The sequence below is a fragment of the Streptomyces actinomycinicus genome (genome assembly GCF_016741775.1).
Taxonomy (GTDB): Bacteria; Actinomycetota; Actinomycetes; order Streptomycetales; family Streptomycetaceae; genus Streptomyces; species Streptomyces actinomycinicus.
In genome coordinates, this window is record NZ_JAERRK010000019.1 from 63642 (window position 1) to 82289 (window position 18648).

Below are 18648 nucleotides of genomic sequence, written 5' to 3' on the forward strand. Positions count from 1 at the left end.
TTGACAGTCCCGGGACGGCTCCAGATACTGACTCGCGATTCAGTAATCGTCCTCGTCGCACTCTCCCTGGAGCAGCGCGCTGCTCCACTCCCGGCCGCCACCCCCTGAACACCGTCCCCGAGGAGAGCCCATGACCACCCCCCTGATGTCGCTCGTCTGGACCGACCACGTCACCGGAAGGCAGGGCTTCCTCGTCGTGGACCGGCTGGTGCGGGGCGTGGCCAGCGGCGGTCTGCGCATGCGGCCCGGCTGCACGCTGGAGGAGGTGGCGGGGCTCGCCCGCGGGATGACGATGAAGGAGGCCCTGCACTACAACCCCGAGGGCCGGTACGTCCCGCTCGGCGGCGCGAAGGGCGGCATCGACTGCGACCCGCAGGACCCGGGGGCCTACGCGCTCCTCGTGCGCTATCTGCGGGCGATGCGGCCGTACATCGAGAGCTTCTGGACCACCGGCGAGGACCTGGGCCTCACCCAGGACCTGGTGGACCGCGCGGCGGCCGAGGCCGGGCTGGTCTCCTCCGTCCAGGCGGTGTATCCGCTGCTCGACGACGAGGCGGCGGCCCGCGAACGGCTCGCGGCCGCCTTCGCGGTGGAGGTGGACGGCATCGGCCTGGACGAGCTGGCGGGCGGCTGCGGAGTCGCCGAGTCGGTGCTCGCGGCCCTGGACCGGGCGGCGGTGCCGTACCCGGGCACCCGGGTCGCGGTGCAGGGGCTCGGCACGATGGGCGGAGCCACCGCACGCTTCCTCGCGCGCGCGGGCCTCACGGTGGTGGCCGTCGCCGACGTCAAGGGCACCGTCGCCAACCCGGCCGGACTCGACGTCGAGGCGCTGCTGGTCGCGCGGGACGGCTACGGCACCGTCGACCGCGGGGCGCTGCGCCCCGGCGACCGCGAACTGCCCGGCGACGCCTGGCTGTCGGTGGAGGCGGAGGTGCTGGTGCCGGCGGCCGTGTCGTACGCGGTCGACACCGCGAACCAGGAGCGGATCGGCGCCCGCTGGATCGTCGAGGCCGCCAACATGCCCGTCGTGCCAGAGGCCGAGGCACTGCTGGCCGCGCGCGGGGTGACGGTGCTGCCGGACGTGGTCGTCAACTCCGCGACGAACGCCTGGTGGTGGTGGACGCTGTTCGGCGACATCGGCGCCGACGCCGACGAGGCGTTCGGGCACATCCGCCGCTCGATGCGGGCCCTGGTGGGCCTGGTGCTCGACCGCGCCAGGACCGACGGGACGACCCCGCGTGCGGCCGCGCACGCCCTGGTGACCGACCGGCTGCCGGTGATCGCGGAACGGTTCGGCTGGTACCGGTGACGGAAGCCGCCCGGCGGAGGGACCGTCCCCGCCGCGCGGCACCGGCGACAGCGACTAGGGTGACCGCGTGGCGAGAGTGCGGTTGAGCGTGGCGGAACGGCAGGAGGAGCTGCTGCGGGCTGCCATCGAGCAGATCGAGGCGCGGGGCGTGGCGGCGGTGAGGATCGCGGACGTGGCCGCGGCCCTCGGTGTGAGCAACGCACTGGTGCTGTACCACTTCTCCACGAAGGAGAAGCTGGTCGCCGCCGCGTTCACGTACGCGGCCAAGGACGATCTCGCGCATCTGCGCAGGCTGCTGGGGCGGCGGACGTCGGCACTGCGCCGGCTGCGGTCCGCGGTGCGCTGGTACGCGCCGACCGGGCAGGCCAAGGGGTGGCGGCTGTGGATCGAGGGCTGGGCCGTGGCCCTGCGCGATCCCGCCCTGCGCGAGGTCACCCGGGACCTGGACAAGCAGTGGAAGGCGGCGATCACGGAGGTCGTCGCCGAGGGCGTGGCGGCCGGCGAGTTCGTGTGCCCGGACCCGGCCGGTGCGGCGCTGCGGCTGACCGCCCTGCTGGACGGACTGGCCGTGCAGCTGACGTCGTACCCGGGCGGCGTGCCGCGGTCCCGGGCACAGGAATGGGTGGACGACGCCCTGGCACGCGAACTGGGCCTGGACCGGAAGGCGTTGACGGAACGGGACCGCTGAACGCAGCGCAGCGCCGGGGCGTCGGCGATGAGAGCGGTGCATGCGGGGCCGAGGTGTGCCGGCCACCGGACCAGGGAACGCCGCGCCGGGGCGTCGGCGAGGAGAGCGGTGCATGCGGGGCCGAGGTGTGCCGGCCACCGGACCAGGGAACGCGGCGCGGGGGCGTCGGCGGGGAAAGTGGTGACGCAGGGGCCGGGGCGTCGGTGACGAGGGCGGTGCGGCGTCGGTGACGGAGCCGGTGGGCCCCCGTGCCCCGGCCCGCTCACGCGGCGGTCCGGGGCACGGCCGGGCGGCGTCAGGCGACCGCCGCGATGCGCAGCTTGATGTCGTCCGGCGACAGGGTGCCCTTCGCGGTCACGTGGTCCCCCGAGGACTCGCCGCGCAGCCGCCGCCCGATCCACGGGACGAGGTACTCACGCGCCCAGTGGACGTCGTCGCGGCGGACGTCCAGGGTCCCCCGGGGAGGCAGCGGGGGCCACGGCTGCTCCGGGTCGGCCGGGACCTCCAGGTCGAGTGCCTGGCCGGCCCTGAGCGCCACGCGCGTGTGCCCCTCGGGCGAGAGGTGCAGCCGGTCGCTGTCCCAGGCACGGCGGTCCTGCACGGACTTCAGGGACCACAGGTCGAGCACCGGGCAGCCGTACCGGTCGGCGATGGCGCGGACGTGCCCGTTGTAGGTGGCGATCTTGCCCCGCAGATGCTTGAGCAGGGGGACGCCCCGGGTGTCGAAGCCGGTCGTCACGAGCACCGTGCCGGCGGCCTCGGTCAGCCGGGCCACGGCACGCTCGAACCGCTCGGCCACCTCGTCCGGGTCGGTGCCCGGGCGGATGATGTCGTTGCCGCCGGCGCAGAAGGAGACCAGGTCCGGGGCCAGTTCGGCGGCCTTCGGGACCTGGTCGGCCACGATCTGGTCCAGCAGTTTCCCGCGCACGGCGAGGTTGGTGTACCGGAAGTCGCCCTCTGGGCGCCGGTCGGCGAGCAGCACCGCGAACCGGTCGGCCCAGCCGACGAACGCCCCGTCCGGGCCTGGGTCGCCGACGCCCTCGGTGAAGCTGTCCCCCACCGCCACGTACGACCCGATCACTGATCTGTTGTCATTCTTCGAATCGTCTGCCACGTCGGACCATGATTCACCTTCGGATGTGACCTACGCGACCGTAGGCCGGGGTTGACGAACGGTGAGATGAGACACCCTTAAATAATTTGCCAATCCGGGAATACCGAAGGCCGGACCCGGGGATCGGGGGGTCCGGCCTTCGGTGGCGTGTCAGGCAGGTGGTGCTCGCGGGGCGGGGCGGCTCAGCCCACGGCGACGCCGTGCCGGCGGAGGTAGGCGACCGGGTCGATGTCGGAGCCGTAGTCCGGCGTGGTGCGGATCTCGAAGTGCAGGTGCGGGCCGGTCACGTTGCCGGTGGCACCGGACAGGCCGATCTGCTGGCCGGCGGTCACGGTCTGGCCGGCCGAGACGGACAGCTGGGACAGGTGGCCGTACTGCGCGTAGTAGCCGTCGTCGAGCTTGATGACGACCTGGTTGCCGTACGCGCCGCCCCAGCCGGCGGAGACGACGGTGCCCGCGGCGACGGCCTTGAGGGGCGTGCCGGTCGGCACGACGAAGTCGACACCGGTGTGGTAGCCGCTGGACCACATGCTGCCGGCCGTGTGGTAGGCGGTGCCGATGGTGGCACCGGCGACCGGGAGGGTGTAGCCGGTGGCTTCCGCCTGCGGGGCGGTGGAGCCGGACGACTGGGAGGCGTCCGGCCGTGAGGTGTCCGGCCGGGAAGGCTCGGCGGCGGGCTGCGAGGGCTTGGCGGTGTCCGGCCGGGAGGGCTCGGCGGGCTTGGCCGAGCCCTCGGTGCCCTGGGGGGCGGCGGGCTTGGCCGAGCCCTCGGCGTCCTGGGGGGCGGCGGGCTCGGTGCGGGTCCGCGCGGCCTTCTTGCCGACACTCAGCTCGAGGCCCGGGTGGATCAGCGACGGGTCGGCGCCGACGGCCTCCCGGTTGTCGTCGTAGAGCCGGTGCCAGCCGCCGGCGACGTGCTGCTCGTCGGCGATCTTCGCGAGGCAGTCACCGCTCCGCACGGTGTAGGTGCGCACGCCCGTATTCGGCTGCGCGGGGGTCTTCTCCGCCGTGCCCGTAAAGGACTGCACGGCCTTTCCGGAAACGGGCTGCGCGGAAGTCGCGGCATGCGCTCCGGTGGCCCCGAAGAGCGGGAGGGCCAGTGCGGCGCCACCGGTTCCGGCGACGGCGATGGAGCGGGAAAAACGCGGGGTCTTGGGGCGTCGGTGCTTACCCTTTGCGGGCATGGCGCAATTCCTCTCCGGCGCCTGCGAGGTCAGCTGTCGGGTTCGGGCTGGAGCTGCCCGGCCGCGCGCTGCACGGCTGCACCCCAAGCCTGTCGCGGAGACCGGGACAGGCAGTCGTACCTGATGGGTCCCCCGCTCCTGCCGTACACGGGTCAAGTGTGTGGGGACTCCGGGCGGCGGCAGGATTCGGCGTTCCGTCCGGATTGGTGGCGAACGTAAGCGAGCAAGACGTACGGGAACAAGCAGCAGGTTCCGCTTGTTCGGGTTTCGGATGATCGGATTCGGGAATACTCGGTCACCCTGCGTGAATTCCCGCCTTCGCCGCTCTTCGAATTCCCATTTCGGAACGCTCATTACGTGGACATGATGAGCCACTCAGGGTCACCGATATGACGCTCCTCACGCCACGCCCCCTCATGACCCCTTATTCCACAGCGAGTTGCAATGAAGACCGCTATTTCGGACAGAAGGCTCACATCCGGCGTAGCCGGATGACCGTAGCATCCAGGTCGCCTCTGAGCCCGGTGCGCACCCCATGGTGCAGCAGTACCGCACCTCGGTGGGTTTCGCCCGTTTCGCGGCATTCATACGATGCCGTGGGGTCGACTCCGCGCAGCCGCACCGCCGGCACCGGTTCGCCGTAGCTCTGCGCCTGCAGCCAGGCGAGTACGACGGTCTCCTCGTCCAGGACGTACTGGACGGCACTCAGGCCGCCCGCCGGGGGGCGCAGCCGGTACAGGTCGCCACGCTGCACGACGGGGCGGATCTCCTTGTACAGCTCCACCCAGCGCCGGGCCTCCGCGAGTTCCTCGCCGGTCCACCGGGTGAGGTCGCCGCCGATCCCGAGGACGCCGGCCATGGCGCTGACGAACCGGAAGCGCAGCGAGCTGACCCGCCCGTTGAGCTGGGTGTTCGGGCTGTCGGTGACCCAGGCGGCCATCACGCGCGCGGGGTGGATCTGGGTGAAGCCGTGCTGGATGGCGAGCCGGTCCAGCGGGTCGGTGTTGTCGGAGGTCCACACCTCGTCGGTGCGGCTCATCACCCCCAGGTCGATCCGGCCGCCACCGCCGGAGCAGGACTCGAAGGCGACGTGGGGGTGGGCCGCGCGCAACCGGTCCAGCAGGTCGTACAGGGCGCGCACGTGGTCCACCCACAGGCGCTGAGGATACGGCTCTCCCGGCCAGCCGGCGTCGGTGAAGCAGCGGTTGAAGTCCCACTTCACGTAGTCGATCGGGGCGCTGGACAGCAGGGTGTCCAGTCTGCCCAGGAGATGCTCCTGGACGTCCTCGCGGGCGAGATTGAGGACGAGCTGATGGCGCAGCTGTGTCCGCTTGCGTCCGGGCTGGTACTGCACCCAGTCGGGGTGGGCACGGTAGAGAGCGCTGTCCGGGTTGACCATCTCCGGTTCGACCCAGATGCCGAACCGCATGCCGAGGCCGTGCACCCGGTCGGCGAGGGGCTTGAGCCCGTGCGGGAAGCGGTCGGGGTTGGGCGTCCAGTCGCCGAGGCCGGCCCGGTCGCTGGTGCGGGCGCCGAACCAGCCGTCGTCCACCACGAACAGCTCGACGCCGATGTCCGCGGCCCGGCGGGCGAGGGCGGCCTGCTGTTCCTCGGAGATGTCGAAGTTCGTCGCCTCCCAGGAGTTGAAGAGGACCGGACGGTCCCGCTCCGCGTCCGGGATGACATGGGTGCGCTGGTAGGCGTGCCAGGTGCGGCTCGCGCCGCCGAAGCCCCCGTCGGTCCACAGACCCGCGAAGACCGGGGTGGTGTACGACTCACCCGGCTCCAGGAGCAGCAAGCCCGAGTCGTCGTGACCGGCGCCGCCGGTGATCTGCACGCGTCCGTCGGGGAGTTGGGCGACGGCGATGCGCCAGGACCCGGACCAGCCGAGCGCGCAGCCGTAGACGTCGCCGCGCTCCTCGGTGGCGTCGGTGTCGAGGGCGACCCAGGGCAGGTGCTGGTGGCCGGTGTGTCCGCGGCGGCTGCCGATGACCTTCTCGCCGTAGGTGAGCGGGGCGGTGGTGAGCCGGGACTCGGCGGCCCAGCGGCCGTGCAGCTGGGACAGCCGCCAGCCCTCCCGGTCGGGCAGGGTCCAGGTGGCCGCGTCGGCGCGCAGCAGCTCCACGCGCGCGGGGCCGCCGTTCTCGACGGTCACCCGGCGCTCGACCACATCGCCGCGCATCCGGTAGTGCAGGGTGATCCCCACGCCGTCGTCGTCGAAGCGCAGCCGCAGCTCCGCGCCCGCGCCGCCGCCACGGCCACCGCCACCGTCGCCGTCGCCGTCGCCGTCGCCGTCGCCGCCACCGTCGCCGTCGCCGTCGCCGTCGCCGTCGCCGTCGGCCGCAGTGTCGTACGACACGAAGCGCCACTCGGTGCCGCGCCGTTCCCCGGTGCGTACGGAGAGGGCGGGCCGGACGAAGCGGGGGCCGCCCTCGACCGGATACTCCTCGCGGCCGTCGAGCGGGGACTCGAAGGGCCAGTAGCCGGGCAGCGGGCTCGCCGCGAGGGCCTCCGCGTCCGCGAGGGCGATCCGCGGGCCCCAGTGCAGGTGCAGCAGCTCGTCCGCCCCGGTGAGGTGCAGGGCGTAGCTGCTGCTCGGGCCCGACAGGAGCCAGGTACGTCCGTCTTCGGAGATGTCCACCATCGAGACCTCACAGGTGCCAACAGATCCGCTCAAGTGTCAACATCATCAAGGGCCACGGCCCCGCCTGGCAATGCCTGTGGACAACTCATTGCCCCAGGAAATCAATGCCGTATGGTCGACGGAGCGCCCGCCGACGAGTCGCGCCGGCGGGACCGACCGGGAGGAGCCCCCGTGACGCAGCAGGTCCCGTCGACCGAGCCGGAGCTGGCCGGAGTGCGCAATTTCCGTGACGTGGGCGGCCTGCCGACCGTGGACGGCCGACGGGTGCGGTACGGCGTGCTGTACCGCAGCGGGCACCTGGCGCACGCGACCGAGCAGGACGCGGCGTTCCTGGCCTCCCTGGACCTGCACACGGTCTTCGACTTCCGCAACGCGGCCGACCAGAGGCTGGAGGGCCCCGACGTCGAGCTGCCCGGCGTGCGGAACGTGAACCTGCCCCTGAGCGACCCGGCCGACGGCGCCGAGTTCTGGAAGATGGTCCGGGACGGCGATCTGGACCAGCTGCGGGAGATCCTCGACGACGGCAAGGCGGCGGGCCGGATGACCGCCTCCTACCGGAAGATCGTCAAGGAGCGCACCGCCGAGCACTCCCAGGTGCTGCACGCGCTCGCCGAGGACAGCGTGCCCGCGTTGATGCACTGCGCCGCGGGCAAGGACCGGGCGGGCATCTCCATAGCCGTCACCCTCCTCGCCCTGGGTGTGGAGCGGGACGCGATCGTCTCGGACTACCTGGAGTCCAACGCCAAGCACCGCCGCTACAAGGTCCACCGCAGCGGCAGCGCGGACACGGCGTACACCCCCGAGGTGATGGAACTCCTGAGCCCGCTCTTCGACGCCCGCGCCGAGTACCTCGCGGCGGCCTTCGACAGCATCGAGCAGACCTGGGGCGACGTCGACACCTACCTGGAGCGGGGCCTCCGTCTCAGCCCGGAGAACCGGGGCCGTCTGCGGGACCGCCTGCTGGACTGACGCCGGCCGGGCGCGGGCGCCTGCCGGACCGGCGCCGGCCGGGTCAGCCCTTGGCGCCCACCGCGAACAGCAGGTACAGGAACGCGGCCAGCACATGCCCGAGGGCGATGTAGATGATCAGCCGGACCCACAGGGAACGCGGGAACTTCTCCTCGAAGTTGCTCATGGCATCTCTCCGGTCAGCGGCCCCAGGCACAGCGTGGCCGTGGGGCTCTGCAGCAGGGTGTGGACGAACAGCAGTTCCACGCCGTCATGGTCCTCGGCGGCGAGGCGGTGCGGGGTGAGTGAATCGAAGTGCGCACTGTCGCCGGGCGCGAGCAGGTGCACGGTGTCGCCCAGGCGCAGGCGCAGCCGCCCCTTGAGGACGTAGAGCCATTCCTCGCCGGGATGGACGCGGACGATGTCGCCCTGCGAGCCGTACGGCACACGGACACGGAGGGCCTGCATGCCGCGGCCGGGGGCACCGGCCTGCAGGTAGGTCCAGCCGCCCGCCCGGGTCGGCTCCATGTCCGCGGCCCGCACGATCGCGTCCTGGTCGGCGACCGTCTCGCCGAGCAGCTCGGAGACGGTCGTACCGTAGATACGGGCGAGCGCCAGCAGCATCGGCAGCGAGGGCTGGCGGTGCCCGGTCTCCAGGCGGGACAGATGCGCCGGGGAGAGCCCGGCGTCCCGGGCGGCGGCCTCCAGGGTGAGGCCGGCGCGCCGGCGCAGGGCCCGCAGCCGCGGCGCGACGGCGGGTAGCTCGTCGCCCGGTCCGGTGGGGGGCACGGCGTCTGAGGCGGTCATGCATCCATTGAGCCCCGAATTTGCCTGTGCGGCAATTTTATTGCCTCAGAGGCAAACCAGCCTCCGGCCCCCGAACCAGCCCCCGCTCCCCCAGAGCATCGGCGCGCCCGCCCGTCCCGGTGCGCCCCTGCTACGATCATGACCAGGATTTGAACGCGTTCAAACCAAGGGGGACCCCATGCCTGCGAGCACCACGACCGACCGGACCGACACACCCGCCGGCGCCCTCGGTCCCACCGCACTCGTCTTCGGGGCCCTGGCCGCGGCGGGCCTGTGGCCGACGCTCACCTTCGGCCTGCTGCCCTGGACGCTCATGGCCGGGGGACTCGCCGTCACGTTCGGTCTGATGGGCGTGCACCACGCCCGCCGGGGCGCAGGCCGCATGGTGACCTCCGTGACGGGAGCCGTCCTCGGCACGATCGGACTGCTCTGGCCCTTCGTCCTGATCATGTCCCTCTACTGAGCGGTCAGCGGTTCGCCACCGCCTGCTTGATGAGGGTCTTCCCGAAGTCCCACATCAGTCCGCCGCCACCGTGTGCGTCGTCCATCACCGCGGTGAACGCCTCCACGAACCGGTCCACGTCCGCCCCGTCGAGGACCAACGGCGGAATGAGCTTGATCACCTCCAGGTGGTCGCCGGAGACCTGGGTGAGGATCCGGTGCTTCTGCAGCAGCGGTACGACGACCATCTGCGCGAACAGGCCCTTGCGGGCCGTCTGCAGCATGGTCCAGCGGCTGCGCAGCTTCAGTGAGGAGGGCCTGCCGAACTCGATGCCGATCATCAGGCCCCGGCCGCGGACGTCGGCGAGCAGCTCGTACCGGTCGACGAGTGCGGTCAGCCGGGACTTGAGCAGCTCACCGGTCGTCCGTACCCCGGCGACGATCTGCTCGTTCTCCATGACCGACAGCACGGCGAGGCCGCACGCCATGGCCTGGGCGTTGGCGCCGAAGCTCGCCGAGTGGACCAGGACGCGGTCCATGGACGAGTAGACCTTCTTGAAGATCCACTCCTTTCCCAGGGTGGCGCCGACCGGGACGTACCCGCCGGACAGCGCCTTGGCCACGCACACCAGGTCGGGTTCGACGCCGTCCTCGTGCTGGTAGGCGTAGAAGTCGCCGGTGCGGCCCAGGCCGGTCTGCACCTCGTCGGCGATGAGCAGCGCCTTGTGCGCCCGCAGCAGTTCCTGCGCGGCGCGCAGATAGCCGGGCGGGGCCTCGTGCACGCCCTTGCCCTGGATCGGCTCCACGATCAGGGCGGCCACGTCGCCCTTCTTCAGCTCCCGGGCGAGAGCGTCGAGATCGCCCAGCGGTACGGCGGTGTCGGGCAGCAGCGGGGCGAAGCCGTCCCGGAAGCCGCTCTCGCCGTTGACCGACAGCGAGCCGGTGGTCAGGCCGTGGAAGGCGTGGTCGCAGTAGAGGATCCGCGGCCTGCCGGTGGCGTAGCGGGCGAACTTCAGGGCCGTCTCCACCGCTTCGGTGCCGCTGTTGCCGAAGAACACCCGGTCCAGGTGCGGGCTGTGGGTGAGGAGCCGCTCGGCGAGCAGGCCGGGCAGTGGCTGGCAGTCGAAGCGGGTCAGGTCGGCGAGGTCGAGGTCGAGCACGTCGTGCAGCGCCTTGCGGACGACCGGGTGGTGGCGGCCCAGCCCCATCACCCCGAACCCGGCGAGCATGTCCAGGTGGTCGTTGCCGTCCGCGTCGAAGAAGTGGGCACCCTCGGCGCGCTCGTAGACCTTGTCGAAGCCGATGGTGTGCAGCATGCGCGGGAGCTGCGGATTGAGGTACTTCGCGTGCAGCTCGTAGCGTTCGGCTCCGCGCTCGGCGAGCAGGGCGCCGAGGTCGAACTCCGTGCTCATTCACTCTCCTTGTCGGCGCCCCCGAGGGGCGCGGGGAACTGCGCGACCAGCCCCGGCGGCGCCGCGGGCGCGATACGGCCTTCCTCGGCGCTTCCCGAGGCGCACCCGGCGTCCCGCACCGCGAGACTCGCGCTGATCCGCCCGGCGATCTCGACGGGCGTGAGACCGATGTCGGCCAGCACCTCACTGCGTTTGGCGTGCGCGAGGAACTGCTCCGGGATGCCGAACCGCCGTACCGGCACGTCCACGTCGGCGTCACCGAGGGCCAGCGCCACCGCCGAACCGACGCCGGCCGCACGGCTGTTGTCCTCGACGACGGCCACCAGGCGGTGCTCGGCCGCGAGACCGGGCAGAGCGGCATCGACCGGTTTGACCCAACGGGGGTCGACCACCGTGCAGCCGATGCCCCGGGCCCTGAGCAGCTCCGCCGCCTGCAGGCACACGGGTGCCATCACGCCGACGGCCACCAGCAGCACCTCGGGACGTCCGGCCCGGTGCAGCACGTCCATCCCGCCGACCCGGTCGAGCGCCGGGACCTCCGGGCCGACGGACTCCTTCGGGAAGCGGACCAGGGTGGGCGCGTCGTCCACGGCGACCGCCTCGCGCAGCTGGGCTCGCAGCTGGTCGGCGTCGCGCGGGGCGGCGATCCGCAGGCCCGGGACGACCTGGAGGACCGACATGTCCCACATGCCGTTGTGGGAGGCGCCGTCGGTGCCGGTGACCCCGGCCCGGTCCAGCACGAACGTGACCCCGCAGCGGTGCAGGGCGACGTCCATCAGCAGCTGGTCGAACGCCCGGTTGAGGAAGGTGGCGTAGACGGCGACGACCGGGTGCAGACCGCCGGTGGCGAGGCCGGCCGCCGACACGGCGGCGTGCTGCTCGGCGATGCCCACGTCCCAGACCCGGCCCGGGAAGCGCTCGGCGAACCGGCCGAGACCGACCGGGTGCAGCATGGCGGCCGTGATCGCCACGACGTCCTCGCGCTCCTCCCCGATCCGCACCATCTCCTCGCCGAAGACCGAGGTCCAGGACGGGCCGCCGGACGGGGCGAGCGGCTCGCAGGTGAGCGGGTCCATCACGCCGACGCTGTGGAAGTGATCCTCCTCGTGCGCGAGTGCGGGCTCGTAACCGCGGCCCTTCTCGGTCAGGCAGTGGACCAGGACGGGACCGTGGAACCGTTTCGCGCGGCGCAGCGCCGACTCGACGGCCTTGATGTCGTGGCCGTCGATCGGCCCGAGGTACTTCAGCCCCAGGTCCTCGAACATGCCCTGGGGGGCGAAGGCGTCCTTGAAGCCCTTCTTGGCGCCGTGCAGGGACTCGTAGAGCGTGTGGCCGACGACCGGGGTGCGCTGCAGCACGTCCTTGCCCCAGGCGAGCATCTTCTCGTAGCCGTCGGTGGTGCGCAGGGTGGCGAGGTGGTTGGCGAGGCCGCCGATGGTGGGGGCGTACGAGCGCTCGTTGTCGTTGACGACGATGATGAGCGGGCGGTCCCTGGCGGCGGCGATGTTGTTCAGCGCCTCCCAGGCCATGCCGCCCGTCAGCGCGCCGTCACCGATGACCGCGACCACATGGCCCGGCTCCCCCTGGACCTGACGGGCCTTGGCGAGGCCGTCGGCCCAGCCGAGGGCGGTGGATGCGTGGCTGTTCTCGATGACGTCGTGCTCGGATTCCTCGCGCGAGGGGTAGCCGGACAGGCCGCCCTTGCCGCGCAGCTTGGAGAAGTCCTGACGGCCGGTCAGCAGTTTGTGCACGTAGCTCTGGTGACCGGTGTCCCACAGGATGCGGTCGGCCGGCGACTCGAACACCCGGTGGAGTGCGACGGAGAGTTCCACCACCCCCAGATTGGGCCCGAGGTGACCGCCGGTCCTCGACACCGCGTGCACCAGGAACTCACGTATCTCTCCGGACAGTTCACCGAGTTCCGCCTCGGACAGCGCCTTCAGGTCGCGTGGTCCCCGGATGGTCTCCAGAATGCTCACGCTCGGGCCCCCTCTCGGTCCGTGCCTTGCCTCAACTCGACTGTTCTGCGGGGCTCGTCCGTTCGGCGAGCTTCATGGCCTCCTCGATGAGGGTTTCCACGATCCTCGACTCGGGCACGGTCTTGACGACCTCGCCCTTGACGAAGATCTGACCCTTGCCGTTGCCCGAGGCAACTCCGAGGTCGGCCTCCCTGGCCTCCCCCGGACCGTTGACCACGCACCCCATCACCGCCACCCTCAGCGGCACTTCCATGCCGTCCAGACCCGCGGTGACCTCCTCGGCGAGCTTGTACACGTCCACCTGGGCCCGGCCGCAGGACGGACACGAGACGATCTCGAGGCGCCGCTGCCGCAGCCCCAGCGACTCCAGGATCTGGATGCCGACCTTGACCTCCTCGGCGGGCGGCGCACTCAGCGACACGCGGACGGTGTCGCCGATGCCCCGGGAGAGCAACGCCCCGAAGGCCACCGCCGACTTGATCGTGCCCTGGAACGCCGGGCCGGCTTCCGTGACCCCCAGGTGCAGCGGGTAGTCGCAGCTCTCGGCGAGCTGCGTGTACGCCTCGATCATCACGACGGGGTCGTTGTGCTTGACGGAGATCTTGATGTCCCGGAAGCCGTGCTCCTCGAAGAGCGAGGCCTCCCACAGCGCGCTCTCGACCAGCGCCTCGGGGGTCGCCCTGCCGTGCTTCTGCAGCAGCCTCCGGTCCAGGGAGCCGGCGTTGACCCCGATGCGGACCGGCGTGCCGCGCTCCCCGGCGGCGCGCGCGATCGCCCTGACCTGGTCGTCGAACTTCTTGATGTTGCCCGGGTTGACGCGCACCGCCGCACAGCCCGCCTCGAGGGCGGCGAACACGTACTTCGGCTGGAAGTGGATGTCCGCGATCACCGGGATCTGCGACTTGCGGGCGATGGTCGCGAGGGCGTCCGCGTCGTCCTGCGTGGGGCAGGCGACGCGGACGATCTGGCAGCCGGCCGCGGTGAGTTCCGCGATCTGCTGCAGGGTGGCGCCGATGTCGGACGTACGGGTCGTGGTCATCGACTGCACCGACACCGGGGCTCCTCCCCCGACCGCCACCGGCCCGACGTGGATCTGCCGCGACCGCCGTCGCGGCGCGACCGGACGGGCCGGTACCTCGGGGACGCCCAGGGGAACGGCGGTCACCACGTCACTCCCGGTTGCCGGAGACGGTCTCGCGCATGGCACGCAAGGACTCCTTCAGGGAGCCCATGGTGGCCAGGACGGCGGTCGGCTCGTAGCCGCAGTGCGCCATGCAGTTGTCGCAGCGCGGGTCCTTGCCGCGGCCGTACTTGTCCCAGTCGGTCTCCTCCACCAGTTCCCGGTACGTCGGCACGTATCCGTCGCTCATCAGGTAGCAGGGGCGCTGCCAGCCGAAGAGCGAGTAGTTCGGGATCGCCCACGCCGTGCACGGGAAGTCGACCTTGCCCTCCAGGAAGTCCAGGAAGAGCGGGGAGTGGTTGAGCCGCCACTTCTTGCGGTTGCCGCCCGCGAAGGCCTTCTTGAACAGCTCGCGGGTCTGCTCGACCCCGAGGAAGTGCTCCTGGTCGGGTGCCTTCTCGTAGGCGTAGGCGGGCGAGATCATCATCTCGTCGACCTTGAGGTCGTCGTTGAGGAAGTTGAGCACCTCGATGACGGTCTGCGGGGTGTCGGTGTTGAAGAAGGTGGAGTTGGTGGTCACCCGGAAGCCGCGCCGCTTGGCCTCCTTGATGGCCTCCACCGCCTCGTCGAACACCCCTTCCTTCGCGACGGACTCGTCGTGCCGCTCGCGCAGCCCGTCGATGTGCACCGCGAAGGCGAAGTAGGGCGAGGGCTTGAACATGTCCATCTTCTTGCGGAGCAACATGGCGTTGGTGCACAGGAAGACGTATTTCCGCTTCGCCACCAGCTGCCGTACGATCTCGTCGATCTGAGGATGCATCAGGGGTTCGCCGCCGGCGATGGACACCATCGGCGCACCGGACTCCAGGACCGCGCCCACGGCCTGCGCCACCGGCATGCGCTGCTTGAGCACACCCGCCGGGTGCTGGATCTTGCCGCAGCCCTCGCACTTGAGGTTACAGGCGAAGAGCGGCTCCAGCTCCACGATGAGCGGGAACTTGTCCCGCCTGCGCAGCTTCTGTTCAGCCAGGTAAGTAGCGACCTTGATGGACTGACGCAACGGCATGGCCATCTGGCTCACCTCCGGGGGAGCAGCAAGGAACGGTGCCATTCGAAAAGAGCGGGAAGGATGGATCGGAGAACACGGAAGGCTGATATTCCACCGCGTACCGTGCCGATCCGGACGAGTTCATGTTCTGGAGCGTCCACGACCACCCGGACGGCCGCAACCGGGCGGGGGCCCGTGCGGACGGCGCCGAGGAGGGTGGCCGCCGACTCCATGTCGACCGCGATCGCGCCGGTCGCGAGCAGTGCCGAGCGCTCGTGGCCGCGCACGACGTGGTCGGAGCCGGTCAGCGGGCCGGTGTGCACGGTGCGTCCGGGCAGCAGACGCACGAGTTCCTTCACGAGGAGTTCGGTGCCGACGCACGGGACGGTCCCGCGCGGGTCCCGGGTCTCCTCGGCGACCACCAGGTCGCCGGGGTGCATCCCGGGGGCGAGTCCGGCACAGAAGCCGGTGGCCAGCACGGCCGCGTCGGTGTGCGCCGGAGCGGCCAGCTGTCCCGTGACGCAGCGTTCCGCCGCACGGGGGCCCATGCCCGTGCGGACGAAGACGACCGGCCCGTCCGCCCCGCTCCGGTCGCCGGTGCGCAGGGCGAGGTGCTCGATGCCGAGCGCGCAGGCGATCAGCAGCGGGGCCGGAACGGGCTGGTGGCTCAATTCAGCTCCCCCCGGCCCGCGCGGCGGCCTTCCCGGCGCGGGCGAGCAGGTTCCGCTCGAAGGGGTCTCCGTGCAGGTACCGGCCGAGCGCGGTGAGCGGGAACACCTGCCGGTAGAGGTGGTAGTTGATGGAGAAGTCCCAGGGGAAGCCGGTGCCCGTGAAGTACGGCTCGTCCCAGCTGCCGTCCTCCCGCTGCGTCGCGGCCAGCCACTGGACGCCGCGCTCGACGGCCTTGGAGTCCTTCTCGCCCGCCGCGAGCAGCGCCATCAGCGCCCATGCGGTCTGTGAGGCGGTGGAGGCGCCCCGGCCGCTCCACTCCTTGACGTGCTTGTAGGAGCGCAGGTCCTCGCCCCAGCCGCCGTCGTCGTTCTGGACGCTCTCCAGCCAGGCCACGGCCCGCCGGATCGCCGGGTGCGAGCCGGGCAGTCCGGCCGCGGTGAGCGCGGGGACGACCGAGCCGGTGCCGTAGATGTAGTTGACGCCCCAGCGGCCGAACCAGGACCCGTCGGGCTCCTGTTCGGCGAGCAGCCAGTCGATGCCGCGCCGGGTGCGCGGGTCGTGGGCCAGGCCCTCGGCGGCGAGCATCTCCACGACGTGCGCGGTGACGTCCGCGGACGGCGGGTCGATGACCTCGCCGAAGTCGCAGAACGGCAGCCGGTTCGGGAACGGGCTGGTGTTGTCGACGTCGAAGGCGCCCCAGGCGCCGTTCTTCGACTGCATCCCGAGGTTCCAGCGGACGGCCCGCCCGATGGCGTGGTCGACCCGCTCGGGGTCGTGGTGCCGGACCCGGCGCAGGGCGAGGGCGACCTCGGCGGTGTCGTCGATGTCCGGGTAGTTGTCGTTGTGGAACTCGAACGCCCAGCCACCCGGGGGCAGCTGGGGTCGTTTCACTGCCCAGTCGCCGGGCCGGACGATCTCCTCGCCCAGCATCCAGTCGGCCGCCTTGACCAGTTGCGGATGGTCGGCGGGGAGCCCTGCGTCGACGAGGGCGATGGTGGCGAGGCAGGTGTCCCACACCGGGGACTGGCAGGCCTCGATCATCCGGGCGCCGTCCTCGCGCCAGACGGCGAAACGGTCCAGCGAGGCGAGGCCCTCGCGCATCACCGGATGCTGGAGGTCGTAGCCGAGCAGGTGCAGGGCGATGACCGAGTACACGGCGGGGGGCTGGATGCCGCCCCAGCAGCCGTCGTTCTCCTGCCGCTCGATGATCCAGCGGGCGGCGGAGTTCATCGCGGCCCTGCGCAGTCCGCGCGGGACGACCTTGCGCAACCGGTGCAGCGCCTTGTCCAGACGCTGGAAGGCGCCGTCCCAACTGGTCACGGGCGCGAGGGGCTTGCGCGGTCCGGGGTTGGCCGGGTCGGTGTGCAGCTCGTCCAGCGGGAAGGGCGCCGGGCGCACCGGGCGCTTGGCCGAGACGATGGTGAGCGGCACGATGGTCTGCCGGGCCCAGCAGCCGAAGTCGTAGATGTTGAGCGGCATCCAGGACGGGAAGTAGATCAGCTCCGGCGGCAGTTCGGGCAGGTCCTCCCACTTCCACCAGCCGAACAGGGCCAGCCAGATCCGGGTGAAGACGCGGCAGGCGGCGATGCCGCCGCGCTCGCGGATCCAGGCGGACGCCCTGGCCATGTGCGGGGCGTCGGGCTCGTCGCCGGCCAGCCGCAGGGCGACGTACGCCTCGACGGTGGCGGAGAGTTCGCCGGGTCCGCCGTAGAAGGTGGCCCAGGTGCCGTCCTCGCGCTGCTCGCCACGGATGAACTTCGCGGCGGCCCGGGTCGTCGACTCGTCGCGGATGCCCAGGAACTGACGGAGCAGCAGGTCCTCGGCGTCCATGGTGACGTTGGTCTCCAGGTCGCCCTTCCACCAGCCCTGGTCGTCCTGCCGGGAGAGCAGGAAGTCGGTGGCGCGCCGTGCGGCGTGTGCGGCGGCTTCTTGTACCCCGGCCGCCTCGGGGGTGGTGAGCGTGGTGTCGCTGGCCGCGGCAGCGCGGGACGGCAAGGTCGCCCCGGTGCTTCCGTCGGTCGTCGCTGTCATGGCTTCCCCTTCGTGCAGTCGTGCGAGTCGTGCTGCTGTGGGTCCGCCGTCGGCCGGTGTCCGCAGCTCCCGCGGCACCGGCCGGCGACTACGCGCGGCGTTGTCTAGGCGATGGTGATCATCTCTTCCGTACGACGACGAAGTCGGCGAGCGCGGTGAAGGACTCCCGCACCGGGTCGGGCATGTCGACGGTGTCGAGGGCCTCGACGGCGACCGTGTGCTGGCGGCGTGCCTCCTCGGCCGTCCACTCGCGACCGCCGGCCTGCTCGATGAGGGCGGCGCGGGCGGCGAACTCCTCCTCGGAGAAGTTCGCGAAGTCGCTGCTCTTGGCGTCGGCGGTGAGGATCTCGCCGAGCTGCTCGGAGGCGGGGCCGCCGGCCGCGAGGGCGGCCACCACCGGCAGGGACTTCTTGCGCTGGCGCAGGTCGCTCCAGGTCTGCTTGCCGGTGGCCACCGGGTCGCCCCAGATGCCGAGCAGGTCGTCCACGGCCTGGAAGGCGAGGCCGAGGTGGTAGCCGTACCGTTCCAGCGCGTCGGCGGTGGCGTCGTCCGCGCCGCCGAGGACGGCGCCGATGGAGGAGGCGCAGGCGAGCAGCGCGCCGGTCTTGTTGCCCTCCATCTCCAGGCACTCCTCGACGCTGACCCGCTCGCGGTGCTCGTAGGAGATGTCCTGGGCCTGGCCGTCGATCAGGGCGCGGCTGGCGGCGGTCAGGCGACGGGTGGCGCGGCCGGCCTCGACCGTGCCCAGCTCCAGCAGGACCTCGTTGGCGAGGGCGAACAGGGCGTCGCCGACGAGGATGGCCTGGGCGGGACCGTGCACCTTCCAGACGGTGTCGCGGTGCCGGCGCTGCTCGTCCCCGTCCATCAGGTCGTCGTGGAGCAGCGAGAAGTTGTGCACGAGTTCGACTGCGACGGCGCCCGGGACGCCCACCTCGGGTGCGGCGCCGGTGACCTCGGCGGAGAGCACGGCGAGCGCGGGGCGGACGGCCTTGCCGCCGTCGCCGTCCGCGGGGTTGCCCGCGGCGTCGATCCAGCCGAAGTGGTAGGCGGCGACGGTGTCCATGGGCGGCGCCAGGCGGTCGACGGCCGCGCGCAGCACCGGTGTGGCCAGGGTCCGGCCGCGCTCCAGAAGCGCGGTCACGTCCGCCGCTGGCCTCCGAGCGGGCGTCGCGGCCGGGGGCACAGTGGGCACAGTCTCTCCTCTTGTTGCGGTACCGGGGGTGCGGGGGCCTGCCGCATGCTCCTGATCAA

16 protein-coding genes and 1 riboswitch are annotated in these 18648 nt (G+C 71.7%); of the genes, 4 read left to right on the forward strand and 12 right to left on the reverse strand.

Annotation, left to right across the window (positions count from 1 at the left end):
- Nucleotides 1–130 precede the first annotated feature (130 nt).
- Together JK359_RS28930 and JK359_RS28935 are read left to right on the forward strand one after the other, a co-directional pair.
- Complete coding sequence (locus JK359_RS28930) at nt 131–1309, forward strand: glutamate dehydrogenase (RefSeq protein WP_201841798.1); 1179 nt, start codon at nt 131–133, stop codon at nt 1307–1309.
- 67 nt (nt 1310–1376) lie between these two features.
- Nucleotides 1377–1997 (forward strand): TetR/AcrR family transcriptional regulator, encoded by a 621-nt coding sequence (locus JK359_RS28935; RefSeq protein WP_307788317.1) that lies wholly within the window; start codon nt 1377–1379, stop codon nt 1995–1997.
- Between the two features lie 295 nt (nt 1998–2292).
- On the opposite strand, the gene JK359_RS28940 is transcribed toward JK359_RS28935, so the two are convergent.
- The 3 genes from JK359_RS28940 to JK359_RS28950 all read right to left on the reverse strand — a co-directional run bounded on the left by JK359_RS28940 (nt 2293) and on the right by JK359_RS28950 (nt 6939).
- Nucleotides 2293–3078: an SGNH/GDSL hydrolase family protein gene (locus tag JK359_RS28940; RefSeq protein ID WP_201842050.1), complete on the reverse strand. Its 786-nt coding sequence runs from the start codon at nt 3076–3078 to the stop codon at nt 2293–2295.
- Between the two features lie 215 nt (nt 3079–3293).
- On the reverse strand, nt 3294–4295 hold the full coding sequence (locus tag JK359_RS28945; protein WP_201841801.1) for a M23 family metallopeptidase: 1002 nt from the start codon (nt 4293–4295) through the stop codon (nt 3294–3296).
- 5 nt (nt 4296–4300) lie between these two features.
- A riboswitch (cyclic di-AMP (ydaO/yuaA leader) is annotated at nt 4301–4464 on the reverse strand.
- A 303-nt stretch (nt 4465–4767) separates the two neighbouring features.
- Complete coding sequence (locus tag JK359_RS28950; RefSeq protein ID WP_201842052.1) at nt 4768–6939, reverse strand: alpha-galactosidase; 2172 nt, start codon at nt 6937–6939, stop codon at nt 4768–4770.
- 171 nt (nt 6940–7110) lie between these two features.
- Here JK359_RS28950 and JK359_RS28955 point away from each other — a divergent pair, with 171 nt between their 5' ends.
- Nucleotides 7111–7908 (forward strand): tyrosine-protein phosphatase, encoded by a 798-nt coding sequence (locus JK359_RS28955; protein WP_201841804.1) that lies wholly within the window; start codon nt 7111–7113, stop codon nt 7906–7908.
- A 43-nt stretch (nt 7909–7951) separates the two neighbouring features.
- Here the strand turns inward: JK359_RS28955 and JK359_RS28960 are convergent, their stop codons facing one another.
- Entirely contained in the window at nt 7952–8074 is a 123-nt protein-coding gene (locus JK359_RS28960) for a DUF6126 family protein (RefSeq protein ID WP_201841807.1), read from the reverse strand.
- Nucleotides 8071–8694 (reverse strand): helix-turn-helix domain-containing protein, encoded by a 624-nt coding sequence (locus JK359_RS28965; protein ID WP_201841809.1) that lies wholly within the window; start codon nt 8692–8694, stop codon nt 8071–8073. The genes JK359_RS28960 and JK359_RS28965 overlap by 4 nt, the downstream gene beginning before the upstream one ends.
- Before the next feature lie 178 nt (nt 8695–8872).
- Between JK359_RS28965 and JK359_RS28970 the strand changes: the two genes are divergently transcribed.
- Nucleotides 8873–9157: a hypothetical protein gene (locus tag JK359_RS28970; RefSeq protein WP_201841812.1), complete on the forward strand. Its 285-nt coding sequence runs from the start codon at nt 8873–8875 to the stop codon at nt 9155–9157.
- A 4-nt stretch (nt 9158–9161) separates the two neighbouring features.
- Here the strand turns inward: JK359_RS28970 and JK359_RS28975 are convergent, their stop codons facing one another.
- The 7 genes from JK359_RS28975 to JK359_RS29005 form a co-directional block, all read right to left on the reverse strand.
- Nucleotides 9162–10547 (reverse strand): aspartate aminotransferase family protein, encoded by a 1386-nt coding sequence (locus JK359_RS28975; RefSeq protein ID WP_201841815.1) that lies wholly within the window; start codon nt 10545–10547, stop codon nt 9162–9164.
- The gene (gene dxs / locus JK359_RS28980) at nt 10544–12526 is read right to left on the reverse strand and encodes a 1-deoxy-D-xylulose-5-phosphate synthase (protein WP_201841818.1); all 1983 of its coding nucleotides are present in this window, start codon (nt 12524–12526) and stop codon (nt 10544–10546) included. Before dxs ends, JK359_RS28975 begins: the two co-directional genes overlap by 4 nt.
- Nucleotides 12527–12557: 31 nt before the next feature.
- Nucleotides 12558–13691, reverse strand: a complete 1134-nt coding sequence (gene ispG, locus JK359_RS28985) for a flavodoxin-dependent (E)-4-hydroxy-3-methylbut-2-enyl-diphosphate synthase (RefSeq protein ID WP_201841822.1) — start codon at nt 13689–13691, stop codon at nt 12558–12560.
- Between the two features lie 4 nt (nt 13692–13695).
- Nucleotides 13696–14718, reverse strand: coding sequence for an adenosyl-hopene transferase HpnH (gene hpnH / locus JK359_RS28990; RefSeq protein ID WP_201841825.1), 1023 nt, complete (start codon nt 14716–14718; stop codon nt 13696–13698).
- 5 nt (nt 14719–14723) lie between these two features.
- Nucleotides 14724–15365, reverse strand: a complete 642-nt coding sequence (locus tag JK359_RS28995; protein WP_201841828.1) for a phosphorylase family protein — start codon at nt 15363–15365, stop codon at nt 14724–14726.
- Between the two features lies 1 nt (nt 15366).
- Nucleotides 15367–17397 (reverse strand): squalene--hopene cyclase, encoded by a 2031-nt coding sequence (gene shc, locus JK359_RS29000; protein WP_201841831.1) that lies wholly within the window; start codon nt 17395–17397, stop codon nt 15367–15369.
- 118 nt (nt 17398–17515) lie between these two features.
- Entirely contained in the window at nt 17516–18580 is a 1065-nt protein-coding gene (locus JK359_RS29005) for a polyprenyl synthetase family protein (protein ID WP_372445504.1), read from the reverse strand.
- Between the last annotated feature and the right edge of the window lie 68 nt (nt 18581–18648).

Bases quoted from the DNA above. Each gene is read 5' to 3' on its own strand.
- hpnH (WP_201841825.1), bottom strand. From the start codon at position 14,718: ATGGCCATGCCGTTGCGTCAGTCCATCAAGGTCGCTACTTACCTGGCT.
- shc (WP_201841831.1), bottom strand. From the start codon at position 17,397: ATGACAGCGACGACCGACGGAAGCACCGGGGCGACCTTGCCGTCCCGC.
- JK359_RS28975 (WP_201841815.1), bottom strand. From the start codon at position 10,547: ATGAGCACGGAGTTCGACCTCGGCGCCCTGCTCGCCGAGCGCGGAGCC.
- JK359_RS28930 (WP_201841798.1), top strand. From the start codon at position 131: ATGACCACCCCCCTGATGTCGCTCGTCTGGACCGACCACGTCACCGGA.
- JK359_RS28970 (WP_201841812.1), top strand. From the start codon at position 8,873: ATGCCTGCGAGCACCACGACCGACCGGACCGACACACCCGCCGGCGCC.
- JK359_RS28965 (WP_201841809.1), bottom strand. From the start codon at position 8,694: ATGACCGCCTCAGACGCCGTGCCCCCCACCGGACCGGGCGACGAGCTA.
- JK359_RS28950 (WP_201842052.1), bottom strand. From the start codon at position 6,939: ATGGTGGACATCTCCGAAGACGGACGTACCTGGCTCCTGTCGGGCCCG.
- JK359_RS28960 (WP_201841807.1), bottom strand. From the start codon at position 8,074: ATGAGCAACTTCGAGGAGAAGTTCCCGCGTTCCCTGTGGGTCCGGCTG.
- JK359_RS28945 (WP_201841801.1), bottom strand. From the start codon at position 4,295: ATGCCCGCAAAGGGTAAGCACCGACGCCCCAAGACCCCGCGTTTTTCC.